The following is a 14,049-nucleotide window of genomic DNA, read 5'->3' as shown; positions in this document are numbered from 1 at the left end:
GCTGTCGGTCAGCCGATCAGGCTTTGGCCGCACACGCGGATCACGTTGCCCGTGATGCCGGCAGATGCGGGGCTGGCGAACCAGCCGATGGCTTCTGCCACGTCGACTGGCTGACCACCCTGGCTCATGGAGTTCATGCGGCGGCCGGCTTCGCGGATGGCGAAGGGGATGGCTGCCGTCATGGCGGTTTCGATGAAGCCGGGCGCCACGGCGTTGATGGTGATGCCCTTCTTGGCGAAGATCGGGGCGGTGGACTGCACCATGCCGACCACGCCCGCCTTGGAGACGGCGTAGTTGGTCTGGCCCATGTTGCCGGCCAGGCCCGAGATGGAGGACACGCAGACGATGCGGCCGCCAGCCTTGATCGCACCAGCTTCGACCATGGCTTCGTTGATGCGCTCTTGCGTCGACAGGTTCACGTTCATGACGAGCTGCCAGAGGTGCTCCTTCATGTTGGCGATGGTCTTGTCACGGGTGATGCCGGCGTTGTGGACGATGACGTCCCAGCCGCCGTCGGCCTTGGCGGCTTCGATCAGCTTTTGCGGGGCTTCGTTCGAGCCGATGTCCAGGGCCAAGGCCTTGCCACCGATCTTCTTGGCGACTTCGGTCAGGCCTTCCTGAGCCTGTGGCACGTCCAGCGCGATGACTTCTGCGCCGTCACGGGCCATGCATTCGGCGATGGCGGCACCAATGCCGCGCGAGGCGCCGGTGACCAGCACCTTCTTGCCGGCCAGGGGCTTGTCCCAGTCGGCCGGGATGGCGGTTTCGCCCACGGCAGCGCCGATGCGGATGACCTGGGCCGACACATAGGCCGAGCGCGGCGACAGCAGGAAGCGCAGGGTCGATTCGAGCTGGCCTTCGGCGCCTTCGGCCACATAGACGAGCTGGGCGTTGCTGCCCTTCTTGAGTTCCTTGCCCAGCGAACGGGTCAGGCCTTCGAGGCCACGCTGGATGGTGGCCTGACGGTGCGAGGTGCAACCTTCGGGCGGCCGGCCGATCACGATGACGCGGCCGCACGGCAGCAGCGAGCGGGCAGCGTCGTGGAAGAACCAGTACAGCGCGTCGGACTGTGCCGAGTCGGTCAGGCCGGTGGCGTCGAACACCAGGGCCTTGACCTTCTCGCCTGGCTGGCCGTTGCCGCCCCAGCGACCGGTGGTCAGGCCGGACTGGTTGGCCACCGACACCCACTGCGGCAGGCGCTCGTGGGCCAGCGTTTGCGCACCGATGCGCTTGAAGATGCCCGCCAGGGTGGACAGCAATTGCGGCTCACCGCCGCCGCCCACCAGCACGGTGCCCTTGATCACCGGCTGGCCCGGTTGATGGCGTTCCAGCGGCATCGGCTTGGGCAGGCCCAGTGCGTTGACCAGCTTGGCACCAACGTTGGAGTTGGCAAAGTCAAGGTAACCGTCTTTCATGGGGGACTCTCGGGAGAAGGGCCGGTGGACGTGCACAGTCCAGTTTGGCCAGGTTGCGACAACGATCTGTCAGATCGCCAGATCACGGTGGAAAAACTCAGGTGGCGGTGGCACTCGCGGTTGACGAGGGGGTGTCGGGTTCAGCGGTTTCAGGCTGGGCCTGCCCGATCTGTGCCACGCCCGGCAGGTTGGCCATGGCGCCGAACTCCAGGGCTTCTTGCGGCCCCGGCAAGGGGGCTTTCAAAGCGGCCACCATCAAGGAAGACAAACGCGAGAGGATCACCGCCTCGTGATCACCTTGCTGCTGGGTGAACTCGCGGATCAGGCGTTGCGTGTTGCCGCCAGCCAGGATCCCGGAGAGTGCACCCATCGCGAAGTTCAGGCGAAAGCCCAGGTCTTCCCGGCTGAGCTCGGGCAGCGTGCGCTGGAAAGCAAAGAAGAAGCGCCCCAGGGTCTCGATGTAATGCGTCTGGATGTAGTCGCGCACCACGGGCGAAGGGTCGGTGTAGGCCCGGCCAAGGAAGTGCAGAAACCGATCGGCGCCCGGCACATCGCTGCGGAAGATGCGCACCGCAGGCAGGAACAGGGCCACGAGCACGTGCTCGCAGTTGAGCTGGGACGCGTAATTGGCTTCGAAGGCATCCAGCATCGCGCGGCGCTGGGCGTCAAGCGGGTCGAGCCGACGCGAGAGCACGGCGTGGATCAACGCGTCCTTGGTGCCGAAGTGGTAGTTCACCGCCGCCAGGTTGACGCCCGCTGCGCTGGTGATCTGGCGCATCGACATGGAATCGAAGCCGCCGCTCACGAACAGCGACTCGGCCGCATCGAGGATGCGGGTCTTGGTGTCGGCGGGTGACAGGCGGGCCGTGGCCATGCGGGGGTCTCCTGGGTCCTGCTCGGGGAACAGGACGAACGTTTCAAACGTCCGTTTTAGTTACAGGCGCGTATGGTATGTCAGCGCGAGCGGCTTGACACACCTTTGACGCACGAAATGTGGGGTCTCCCCCGACACAGGGGATTTCCCAGGAAATCGGACAGCCTGACGCAAGCTGGACAGGCGATTGCCGGCATGGACAAGATCGGGCGATTACGGGACATCCCTGCATCGGTTGTCGGGACTTGCTCACGTGGCCCTGCGGGCAGCTCGCTATGATCCCGGCCAACCTCGCACCCGCTTGCAGACGAACCAACCAGGCCAGCCATGTCGACCATCCTCTACCTCACCCAGATCCAGTTCGACTTCGGCGCGGTGCGCCTGCTTGCCAGCGAATGCGAGCGCATCGGCATCCGCCGCCCGCTGGTGGTGACCGACGCGGGCGTGAAAGCCGCAGGGGTGTTGCAAAAGGCGCTGGAAGCGTTGGCAGGCCTGCCCGTCACCGTCTTCGATCAGACCCCCCCCAACCCGACTGAAGCGTCGGTGCGGGCAGCGCACGAGGTGTGGCAGGCCAGCGGCTGCGACGGCCTGATTGCCGTGGGCGGCGGCTCCAGCATCGACCTGGCCAAGGGCTTGGCCATCATGGCCACACACCCGGGCCCCTTGACCACCTACGCCACCATCGAAGGCGGCTCACCCAGGATCACGCCGCAGGCCGCGCCGCTGATCGCCGTGCCCACCACCGCAGGCACAGGCAGTGAGGTGGCACGCGGCGCCATCGTCATCGTCGATGATGGCCGCAAGCTCGGCTTTCACTCCTGGAACCTGATGCCCAAGGCCGCCATCCTCGATCCGGAGTTGACCCTGGGCCTGCCACCCATCCTCACGGCCGCCACCGGCATGGACGCCATCGCACACTGCATGGAAACCTTCATGTCGGCGGCCTTCAACCCGCCGGCCGACGGCATTGCGCTGGATGGCCTGGAGCGCGCCTGGGCCCACATCGAGCGCGCCACGAAAGATGGCTCGGACCGCGAAGCCCGCCTGAACATGATGAGCGCCTCCATGCAGGGCGCCATGGCCTTTCAGAAAGGCCTGGGCGCGGTGCACAGCCTCAGCCACAGCCTGGGCGGTGTGAACCCCAAGCTGCACCACGGCACCTTGAACGCCATGTTCCTGCCTGCCGTGATCCGCTTCAACGCCGAGGCCGAGTCCACGAAAAAAGACCGCCGCCTGGCCCGCATGGCCCACGCCATGGGCCTGCGCTCCGAGGGCGACGTGCCCGAAGCCATCCGCGACATGAACGCGCGCCTGGGCCTGCCCAAGGGCCTGGCCGAACTGGGGGTTCAGCGCGAATGGTTCGACAAGGTCATCACTGGCGCGCTGGCCGACCACTGCCACAAGACCAACCCGCGCGTGGCCACGGCAGACGAGTACCGCGCCTTGCTCGAAGCCTCGATGTGACGCAGCCTGACTTCGGGCCAGCCGCTGATTGAGCGCTGAGCCCGATCAGTCGCTCAGCCTTCGCGCTGGTCCTGCCCTTCGCCGCCCGCTGGCGAAGTGGGCCGCTCGCGGATGACCATGACCTGGTCAATGCGGTGGCTGTCGACGTCCATCACCTCGAATCGGAAGCCCCCGAAACTCAGGTGGTCCGTCTTGCGTGGCACGCGGCGCAGCGTCACCATCATGAAGCCGGCCAGGGTTTCGTACTCGTCCAGGCGAGGCAAGTCGTCCAGGTTCAGCGCTCGCAGCACGTCTTCAATGGGCGTGACCCCATCCATCAGCCACGAGTCGGCGTCGCGCTGCACGATCAGCTCGTCGTCCAGTGGCGCCAGCAGGCTGCCCATCACCGTGCTCATCACGTCGTTGAGGGTGATGATGCCCACCACCAGGCTGTACTCGTTGACGATGACGGCGAAGTCTTCATAGGCTTGGCGGAACTGGCCCAGCACCTCGGTCAGGCTGATGCGCTCGGGCACCATCAGCACCTTCTTGATCAGGCCCGAGCCCTGCAGCACGATGGGCTGGCCGTTGAAGACGCGGCTGAGCAGGTCTTTCGAGTCGACGTAGCCGACCACATGGTCGATGTCACCGTCGCAAACCAGGTAGGTGGAGTGAGGCTGTTGCTCGATGCGGGCTCGGATGACGGCTTCGCTGTCGCCCAGCAGCAGGTGCACGATGCGGTCACGCGGGGTCATGGCGCTGGTGACCAGCCGGGTGTCGAGCTCGAAGACGTTCTCGATCACCTGCTGGCCCGTGGCGGCGAGCACACCCGCTTCGGTGCCCGCCTGCGCCATGGCCAGGATGTCGTCCGAGGTGACGGCTTCGTCGCGGCGATCGGGCAGACCGAAGAGGTGAAAGAGCCCATCGGTCAGCCGCTTGAAGAACCACACCAGCGGCCGCACCACGCGCAGGAAGGTTTGCATGGGGCCGACCACGCGCAAGGCCACCTGCTCCGGCGCGATCATGCCCAGGCGTTTGGGAAACAGGTCAGCGATCAGGATGAACAAGCTGGTGACCAGCACGAAGGACAACAGGGTGGCTGCGGTGTCGACGTAAGCGGGATCCAGTTGCAGCGCATGGAGCAACCTGGTGAAGTATGGCGAGAACGCGCCCTCGCCCACCACACCACCCAGGATGGCCACGGCGTTCATGCCGATCTGGATGGCAGTGAAGAAGTCGCCGGGCTCGTCCTGAACGGCCAGCACGCGGTGGGCCCGCGGGTCGCCGGCATCGGCCAACTGGCGCAGTCGCACGCGACGCGAAGCGGCCACGGCCAACTCGGAGAGCGAGAAGAAAGCGCTCGCGGCGATCAGTGCCGCGATCAGCAACAAGGCGACGATCGGGTCGTTGGTCATGCCAGCAGTTTAGTCACAGGGGCTTGAGCGCGTCAGCCGGGCAACCACGGCTCAACCAATCCTGCCACTCTTGGGCGAGCTGCTCCGAGCGCGCCACCGCCTCGACCCACACCTTCATGCGTTGCGTGGGCGCCAGCGCGGTGAAGTCGGTGCGGTCGGGCAACTTGCCGCGTGGCAGGGTGCGCACCCAATCCGGGTTGGGACACAGCAGCACGACATTGTCCAGCCAGGGCGTGGCGCGGTGGCGCCAGCGCAGCGACTTGTCGAGCCAGCCGGGCACCACCTGGCGCTGGAAGTGCGGGTAGAGCACCAAGCCTTCAGCCATGCTGGCATAGGGCCAATGCACGTGGTAGTCGACCAGGCCACCGTCCCAGTGCGCGCCTGGCCGCGTGGCGCCGGGGATGCTGGGCACGCCTTCGAGCATGAAGGGGATGCTGCACGAGGCCAGCATGGCGGGGATGAAGTTGTCGCGGTCGAGCGCGAGCTGCTGCGTGGGCAGGTCGCGCAGCGGCACGGGCAGGGCCTCACCGGGCGAAGAGAACACATGGCGCTCGAGGAACAGTCCCACGGCCTTGCGCGACAGCGCATTGGTCAAGGCCAGACCAGCCAGGCCAGCGGCGGTGCGAGCCGGGCTGTTGCGCCGCAGGATCTGGCGCCCGCGCGAGGTCAGCACGTGCACGCGCCATCGAGGGTGCCGGATGAGCGCATCGATGTCCTGACCGAAAAAGCCTTCGAGCGTTTCGATGAAGCCGGCCGTGATGCGCGAGGCCGAGGGCATGCGCCGCCCCGCTTCGGGCTCGATGTGCTGATGGATGTAGCCATGGGCCAGGGCTGCGAAGGCGCGCTTGGGGTCAGGCATGGCGGCGGTGGCCATGCGCCAGGCGCCAATGGACGCCCCCACCAGGTGCACGCCGTGCCCGCCTTGTGGCAACCAATCTCCGAAGATGTGTTGGTCGAGGTGGGTGAGCATCAGGCCCTTGGGGCCTCCGGCTGCGGCCGGCACGAGGCGGATGTCGGTCGGCGACAAGCCGTTTTGCAGGATGTGCTGGCGGGCGCGCTCGCCCACGTGGATGTGCAGGGCCTTCATACGCGGTCGAGCATAGCCGAGTTGAGGCCTGTCACAATGGACGGGCCGACCCGCCATCCATGTCCACCCCCACACGCCGCCCCATCCTCATCCCGATCAAGCCTGTGTCTGCCCCGGCGGCCGACAGCTCGGGTGCGTGCGGCCATGACCACGAACATGACCACGGCTCGGCGCATGGGCACCACCATGCTCATCGGCATGCCGATGGCGATTGCTGCGCGCCCGATTTGAGCGTGAGCGCAGGTGCTGCCTCGACCACACCGCTCCCCACCTCGGCCCCACCCGGCACCTCGGCCATCCGCTGGCGCATCGACCAGATGGACTGCCCGACCGAAGAGCGATTGATCCGGCAGAAGCTGGGCAGCATGAGCGGCGTCGAGCGGCTGGACTTCAACCTGCTGCAGCGGGAGCTGACGGCCCACCATCGCCTGGACGACGCCAGCGGGCTGGAGGCCGCGTTGCAACAGATCGGCATGGCGCCCCGTCGCCTGCAGGCCGACGAACCGGTCTTGCCTGCGCCCGTGGCAGTGCCTGTGCGGACACGCTGGCTGCTGGCGGGTTCAGGCACGGCTGCGGTGGCTGCTGAAGCGCTGGCTTGGGTCACGCAGGACGAAATCAGCTGGCCCGTGATGTCGCTGGCCACGCTGTCCATCGCGCTGGCTGGCGGCCCAACCCTCAAAAAGGGTTGGATCGCGCTCAGGCACCTCACGCTCAACATCCACTTCCTGATGACGCTGGCCGTGGGCGGTGCGCTGGTCATCGGTCAGTGGGCGGAAGCGGCCATGGTGTTGTTCCTGTTCGCCGTGGCCGAAGCCATCGAGGCCCTGTCTCTGGAGCGCGCACGCAAGGCGGTGCAGGCCCTGTCGGCGCTGGCGCCCGACGTGGCCTGGGTCAAGCAAGGCAGTGCATGGGTCAGCCAGCCCGTCTCGGCGGTGCCGGTGGGTGCCCTGATCCGCGTCAGGCCCGGTGAGCGCGTGCCACTGGACGCCGTGGTGACCTCCGGTCAGGCAGCCGTCAACGAAAGCGCCCTGACCGGTGAGAGCCTGCCTCAGGACAAAACCACCGGCGACCGATTGCTGGCCGGCAGCGTGCTCGAAGACGGCAGCATCGAGGCTCGCAGCACCGAGGCCGCTGGCCGCAGCACGTTGGCGCGCATGGCCGAGGCCATCCAGGCCGCGCAATCTCAGCGAGCCCCGACGCAGCGTTTTGTCGATGAATTCGCTCGCTTCTACACACCGGTGGTGGTGTTGATCGCGGCGTGCATCGCCGTGCTGGGCCCCTGGATCAGCGGCAGCGACTGGCACGAGTGGCTTTATGAGGCGCTGGTGCTGCTGGTGATCGCCTGCCCTTGTGCGCTGGTGGTGTCCACGCCGGTGACGGTGGTCAGCGGCCTGGCCGCAGGCGCTCGGCAGGGCATCCTCGTCAAAGGTGGCGCCCACCTCGAAGCCGGTCAGAAGCTGCGCGCCATGGCGCTGGACAAGACGGGCACCTTGACGCAAGGCCGCCCTGCCCTGACCGATTGCGAGCCCCTTGGGCGCTGGGGCACGGCCGAAGCCCTGCGGGTGGCTGCCAGCCTCGACGAACACAGCAGTCACCCGGTTGCGCGGGCGGTGGTGAACGGGTGGCGCTCCGGTGCGGGCCCCGAGGCCCAGTTGCTGCAGGTCAGCGACTTTCAACTGCTCAGCGGGCGCGGCGTGAGCGGCCTCATCGATGGGCACCGCTGGTGGCTGGGCAACCCACGCCTGATGGCCGAACAAGGCATGCAGCACGACGATGCCATGGCCCACCTGCAAGCCCTGGAGCAGCAAGGCAAAACCGCCTTCGTGCTGTTCAACGAATCGGAAGCGGTGGCGGTGCTTGGCGTGGCCGACACCGTGCGGGAGCACGCCCGTGAGGCGCTGGTTGCCCTGCGCTCACTGGGTGTGCACACCGTGATGCTCAGCGGGGACAACCCGGTCAGCGTCGGACACGTGGGGCGTCAGCTCGGTCTGGCCGATGCACGAGGTGGCTTGTTGCCGCAGGACAAGCTCGATGCGATTGCATCGCTCAAGGCCAGCCACGGCAGCGTGGCCATGGTGGGTGACGGCGTGAACGACGCCCCGGCGATGGCTCGCTCGGACGTGGGCTTGGCGATGGGCGCGGCCGGCACCGCCACGGCGCTGGAGACCGCTGACGTCGCCATCATGGACGACGACCTGCGCAAGCTGCCGGCCTACATCCGGCTGAGCCGCGAGACCGCCAACGTGCTGTGGCAGAACATCGTGCTGGCGCTGAGCATCAAAGCCGTGTTTTTCGTGCTGGCTTTCACCGGTCAAGCCACGCTGTGGATGGCGGTGTTCGCCGACATGGGGGCGAGCCTGCTGGTGGTGTTCAACGGGCTGCGGTTGCTGCGCTGGCGGGCATGAAAAAGGGCGCTGGATGCGCCCTTTGCCGCTTCACTTCTTGAGCTTGGCGAACGCCGCAGCCATGGCCGACGAAGCCTCTGGCTGCTGAACATGCCCCCGCCCACCCTGGCGCTCATTGCGCGCAGCCGGCCTGAAGCTGTTGTCACGCGAACCGCCCGGGGCGCCCTGCTTCGGCACCGCCGCATCGAGCTTCATCGTCAGCGAGATGCGCTGACGAGAGAGGTCAACCTCCAGCACCCGGACCTTGACGATGTCGCCCGTCTTGACCACCTCGCGGGCGTCGTTGACGAACTTGTTCGACAACTGGCTCACGTGGACCAGGCCGTCCTGGTGCACGCCCAGGTCAACGAAGGCGCCGAACTGCGCCACGTTGGACACGGTGCCTTCGAGCACCATGCCTTCTTTCAGGTCCTTGATGTCTTCGACGCCATCGTTGAAGCGCGCCACCTTGAAGTCGGGGCGCGGGTCACGACCAGGCTTTTCCAGCTCGACCAGGATGTCCTTGACGGTGATCACACCGAACTTCTCATCGGCGAACAGCTCGGGCTTGAGCGAGCGCAGCACGTCGGACTTGCCGATCAGCTCCTGCGCAGTCTTGCCCGTGTGCGACAGCATCTTCTGCACAACCGGATAGGTCTCGGGGTGCACGCCCGAGAAATCCAACGGGTTGTCGCCATCGCGGATGCGCAGAAAGCCCGCTGCCTGCTCGAATGTCTTGGCGCCGAGGCCGGCCACGTCCAGCAACTGCTTGCGGTTGCGGAAGGCGCCGTTGGCGTCGCGCCAGCGCACGATGCTGTTGGCCACCGCCGAACTCAGGCCCGACACGCGCGAAAGCAGCGGCGCCGAGGCGGTGTTGAGGTCCACGCCGACGCCGTTGACGCAGTCTTCCACCACGGCGACCAGCGTGCGCGCCAGCTCGCTCTGGTTGACGTCGTGCTGGTACTGACCCACGCCGATGCTCTTGGGGTCGATCTTGACCAGCTCGGCCAACGGATCTTGCAAACGACGGGCGATGGAGACGGCGCCACGCAGGCTCACGTCCAGATCGGGCAGCTCCTTGCTGGCGAACTCGGAGGCCGAGTACACCGAGGCACCAGCCTCGCTGACCACGACCTTCTCGATCACGACGCCAGGCGCGAGCTGCTGCAGCCTCTTGATGAGGTCGCCCGCGAGCTTGTCGGTTTCGCGGCTGGCCGTGCCGTTGCCGATGGCGATCAGGTTCACGCCATGCGTGGCGCACAGTTTGGCCAGCGTGTGGATCGAGCCTTCCCAGTCTTTGCGCGGCTCGTGCGGGTAGACGGTGTTGGTGTCCAGCACCTTGCCCGTGTCGCTGACCACGGCCACCTTCACGCCGGTGCGGATGCCCGGGTCCAGGCCCATCACCACGCGCTTGCCGGCGGGCGCGGCCAGCAGCAGGTCGCGCAGGTTCTCGGCAAAGACCTTGATGGCGGTGGCCTCGGCGGCTTCGCGCAGGCGGGTGAAGAGGTCGCGCTCCAGGCTCAGGCTGAGCTTGACCTTCCAGGTCCAGGCGATCGACTTGCGAATGAGCTCATCTGCTGGACGCTTTTTGTGCGACCAGCCCAGGTGGATGGCGATGCGGCCTTCCGCCATCGTCGGTTTGCCGGGCACCACCTCTTCGTCCAGCGCCAGCTTGGCGTCGAGGATCTCTTGCGTGCGGCCGCGGAAGACGGCCAGCGCGCGGTGCGAGGGCACGGTGCGAATGGGCTCGTCGTAGTCAAAGTAGTCGCGGAACTTGGCGACATCGGGGTTGTTCTCGTCCTTGCCGGCCATGAGCTTGGACTGGAACAGGCCCTCGTCCCACAGCCAGTCACGCAGTTTGCGGATCAGGTCGGCGTCTTCGGCCCAGCGCTCGGAAAGGATGTCCCGCACGCCATCGAGCACAGCGAAGGCATCGGCAAAACCGGCTTCGGCGTTGATGAACGCACCGGCTTCGGCCTGAGGGTCCAGCGTCGGGTCGGCAAAGAGCTTGTCGGCCAGCGGCTCGATGCCGGCTTCGCGGGCGATCATGCCCTTGGTACGGCGCTTTTGCTTGTAGGGCAAGTAGAGGTCTTCGAGTTCCTGCTTGGTCGGCGCGGCCTCGATGGCTACGCGCAACTCGGGCGTGAGCTTGCCTTGCTCCTCGATGCTCTTGAGCACGGCGACGCGGCGGTCTTCCAGCTCGCGCAGGTAGCCCAGGCGGGCTTCCAGGTCACGCAGTTGGGTGTCGTCGAGCCCGTCGGTGGCTTCCTTGCGGTAGCGGGCGATGAAGGGCACGGTGGCGCCGCCGTCCAGGAGGTCAACGGCCGCTTTGATTTGGGCAGGTCGAACGCTCAGTTCGGCCGCCAGTTGCATCAGGATCTTGTCCACGCTCGGGTACCAGGAGGTCTGGGAGGTCGAAGAGGCGCGAAGTTTGCCACAGGGGCCTGGCGCGTTCAGACCGGCGGCATCGGCGACAATCAGCACTTGCGCCGGGCGCTTGCCCCCCTGCCCCCGCGCACAGCACCACATCCCTGACCCACGCCCCCGCAGCCCTCAATGGCCCTGATCCCCTACTTCGTCCCCAAGTCGGTCCTCTTCAACCTGGACCCGGAAACTGCGCACGACCTGACCATCGGTGCGCTGGCGCGTTTTCAGAACACGCCTCTGGCTTGCCTGTGGGCCGAGAGCCGCGTGCAGGACCCGGTGACGCTGGCCGGCGTCACCTTCCCCAACCGCGTGGGCATGGCCGCAGGCCTGGACAAGAACGGCCGGGTCATCGACGGCCTGGGCGCCATGGGCTTCGGCTTCGTCGAGGTGGGCACCGTCACGCCGAAAGCACAGCCGGGCAACCCCAAGCCGCGCATGTTCCGCCTGCCCGAGGCACGCGCGCTCATCAACCGCCTGGGCTTCAACAACGAAGGCCTCGACAGCTTCCTGGCCAACGTCAAGCAGGCGCGCTTTCGCAGCAACGGCGGCATCCTGGGCCTGAACATCGGCAAGAACGCCGTCACGCCCATCGAGAACGCGGTCGACGACTACCTGATCGGCCTGGCCGGTGTCTACCCGCACGCCGACTACATCACCGTCAACATCTCCAGCCCGAACACCAAGAACCTGCGTGCGCTGCAAAGCGACGAGGCGCTCGATGACCTGCTGGGTCGCCTGCAGGAACGCCGTCAGCAGCTGATTCAGCAGCATGGCCGCACGGTGCCGATGTTCGTGAAGATCGCCCCTGACCTGGATGAAACGCAAGTGGGCGTGATCGCCGCCACGTTGCTCAAGAACGGCATCGACGGCGTGATCGCCACCAACACCACGATCTCGCGCGAGGCGGTCCAGGGCATGCAGCACGCCGAAGAAACCGGCGGCCTGAGCGGCGCACCCGTGCTGGAAGCGAGCAACCAGGTCATCCGCCAGCTGCGTGCGGCGCTGGGCCCGCGCTACCCGATCATCGGTGTGGGAGGGGTGATGAGCGCAGCCGACGCACGCGCCAAACGCGACGCAGGCGCCGATCTGGTTCAGATCTACACCGGCCTGATCTACGAAGGACCCCAACTGGTCCGAGCCTGCGCCGAAGCGCTCAAGCGCGGTTGATCAAGCCCGAGGCCTGCTCCCAGGTCTGCTCGCACTCTTTGGGCACCAACGCCAGCGCCCGTGCATAGCGAACGTAAGCCTGATGCATGGCGGCGTTCGCCTTCTGGGGCTCCTGGGTCTGCGCGTCAACGATCTCGTTGGCCAGGCTTGCCACCGTTCTCAACGTGGCTTCAGGGCCAACAGGGGTGCGCACCGGCTTGTTCAGCGGACAAGGCTGCGCTGCCTGCACAACACGGTCGTGCAGGCCCCAGTGACGCATGACGGCCAGCGTCAAGGCGCCCAGGTCAACACCCAGCACCGCGCTGGCGGCGGCTTCGGCACTCATGCCGGGCGTGGCCGCTTCACCCGACTCAGACACCGGGGAAGCCTGCATCAGCCTTTGCATCTGCGCGGCCTCTTCGGGGAAGTGATAGCACATCAGCAAGCTGCCCAGGCGCTGTGACATCGCGGCCAGGCTCGCTTCTTCATCGCTGATCGAAAACGGCGCCATGAGGCGAGCGATCGCGCCCGCCAGGCAGGCGCGGCGCAACTCTTCGTCCAGGGCAGCCACCGTGGCCTGCCCGGCCTCAGGAGAGAGAGACGACTGCGCACCCAGCACACCAGGCCAGGGGCGAACCGCCGCTGCAACCTTGCGGATGCCCGCCTGCCCCAGCAGCAACACGGCGCGCGAAAGCGTCGTGACCCCGTCGTCGCTGCCCGGGCTGCGATAACTGGCGGTGTTGACGGTGCGCAGCAGCTCCCAGACCATGGCGGGGTTCTTCACCAGCACATCGACAAAATCATCGACCCGCAGACTTTCGGCCGACAGGCTGGCCATCAAGGCTCGTTCTGTTCCGGGGCGGCTCGGCAACGCCCCCACGCTGTTGAGCCGATCCAGCAGCAGCGACAGCGGTCCGCCAGACTCTTCGGACTGGGTCTTGATCCAACCCTGCAAGGCGCTGAGCAGCGTGCGCGCATTCAGGTAGCGTTGCCGATGCTGGCGATCGGTCGCACGGTTGACGATGGCCCGCAAAGACTCGGACACCGGGTGAGGTGTCGTCCACGGCAAGCGAACGATTTCGCGCCCCACGCGGGAGGCGGCGCTGCCCATGTCGGGGTCGTCCAGCGCAGGGTGGTTGGCCAGCAGGCGGTGCATCAACAGGCCTGCCATGAGCACGTCGCGCTCGGCCTGCTGCCTGATCGGTTGACGCACCCGGGGAGCACGTCCGCTTTGGCCCGGTTGCTGGGCCTCGATGCCAACCGCCAGTCCGAACAACTGTGCGTGCCCGGTCTTGTCGATCAGCACGGTGTGCAGGCCGATGTCGAGGTGGGCAACGCCACCATCGTGTGCGTAGGCCAGGCCCTCGACCACATCGGCCATCCAGGACGCCACATCCTGCGCGCTGGGCGGCGCGCCCGATTGCAGGCGCTCGACCAAGGTTTGCCCCCCATCTCGCGCGCATGTCAGGAAGGGCCAGCCGTCGTGACTGCCGACTTCCATGGCTTCACACAGCCGCGGGTGCTTCAGGCGCGAGCTGGACAACACGTCCTGGGCCCACTCCTCACGTTCCCGGTTGTTGGCTGGCTGCACCCTTGGCACGCACAGAGACACCTCTTGCTGCAGGCGCGGGTCCCAGGCCAGCCAGGTGCTGGACGCCAGGCTTCGCCCCAGCATCTGACGCAACTCAAAGCGCCCGAACAGCCGCGGTGCAGGGGTTTGAGGTGGCTGGGCGATGGCCATGGCTGCGGGCAAGGCGAGGTCCTCGGTGGTGCTGGGAGCAAGAGCCCGCGTCAAGCTTGCCTGGCAAGCGCATCGGCCTCTTGTTACATGGTGTGATTGCACCAAACAATCTGGCAC

At 66.7% G+C, this 14,049-nt stretch carries 9 protein-coding genes; 3 read left to right on the top strand and 6 right to left on the bottom strand.

Translation table 11 applies throughout. From position 1 onward, the window contains the following. Window positions 1–8 precede the first annotated feature (8 nt). A complete protein-coding gene (locus ABG80_RS01520) occupies window positions 9–1,415 on the bottom strand; it encodes a 3-oxoacyl-ACP reductase (protein ID WP_058086008.1) in 1,407 nt (468 codons plus the stop codon). Window positions 1,416–1,512: 97 nt separating this feature from the next. Next, a complete protein-coding gene (locus ABG80_RS01515; protein ID WP_058086007.1) occupies window positions 1,513–2,289 on the bottom strand; it encodes a TetR/AcrR family transcriptional regulator in 777 nt (258 codons plus the stop codon). Between the two features lie 327 nt (window positions 2,290–2,616). Here ABG80_RS01515 and ABG80_RS01510 point away from each other — a divergent pair, with 327 nt between their 5' ends. Then, window positions 2,617–3,753 (top strand): iron-containing alcohol dehydrogenase, encoded by a 1,137-nt coding sequence (locus ABG80_RS01510; protein ID WP_058086006.1) that lies wholly within the window; start codon window positions 2,617–2,619, stop codon window positions 3,751–3,753. Window positions 3,754–3,806: 53 nt separating this feature from the next. Here ABG80_RS01510 and ABG80_RS01505 read toward each other — a convergent pair whose 3' ends face one another. Continuing rightward, on the bottom strand, window positions 3,807–5,147 hold the full coding sequence (locus ABG80_RS01505) for a hemolysin family protein (protein WP_058086005.1): 1,341 nt from the start codon (window positions 5,145–5,147) through the stop codon (window positions 3,807–3,809). 13 nt (window positions 5,148–5,160) lie between these two features. Next, a complete protein-coding gene (locus ABG80_RS01500) occupies window positions 5,161–6,234 on the bottom strand; it encodes a hypothetical protein (RefSeq protein ID WP_058086004.1) in 1,074 nt (357 codons plus the stop codon). Window positions 6,235–6,293: 59 nt separating this feature from the next. Between ABG80_RS01500 and ABG80_RS01495 the strand changes: the two genes are divergently transcribed. Next, on the top strand, window positions 6,294–8,639 hold the full coding sequence (locus ABG80_RS01495) for a heavy metal translocating P-type ATPase (RefSeq protein WP_058086003.1): 2,346 nt from the start codon (window positions 6,294–6,296) through the stop codon (window positions 8,637–8,639). A 30-nt stretch (window positions 8,640–8,669) separates the two neighbouring features. Here the strand turns inward: ABG80_RS01495 and ABG80_RS01490 are convergent, their stop codons facing one another. Further along, window positions 8,670–11,006, bottom strand: a complete 2,337-nt coding sequence (locus tag ABG80_RS01490; RefSeq protein WP_058086053.1) for a Tex family protein — start codon at window positions 11,004–11,006, stop codon at window positions 8,670–8,672. Between the two features lie 168 nt (window positions 11,007–11,174). Between ABG80_RS01490 and ABG80_RS01485 the strand changes: the two genes are divergently transcribed. Then, on the top strand, window positions 11,175–12,212 hold the full coding sequence (locus ABG80_RS01485) for a quinone-dependent dihydroorotate dehydrogenase (RefSeq protein WP_058086002.1): 1,038 nt from the start codon (window positions 11,175–11,177) through the stop codon (window positions 12,210–12,212). Here the strand turns inward: ABG80_RS01485 and ABG80_RS01480 are convergent. Beyond that, a complete protein-coding gene (locus tag ABG80_RS01480) occupies window positions 12,199–13,944 on the bottom strand; it encodes a serine/threonine protein kinase (RefSeq protein ID WP_152987401.1) in 1,746 nt (581 codons plus the stop codon). The two genes, ABG80_RS01485 and ABG80_RS01480, sit on opposite strands and share 14 nt — an antisense overlap. Window positions 13,945–14,049: the final 105 nt, after the last annotated feature.

The sequence above is a fragment of the Aquabacterium parvum genome (assembly GCF_001447195.1).
Lineage (GTDB): Bacteria > Pseudomonadota > Gammaproteobacteria > Burkholderiales > Burkholderiaceae_C > Aquabacterium > Aquabacterium parvum.
This window is presented reverse-complemented; position numbering and strand designations above follow the sequence as displayed.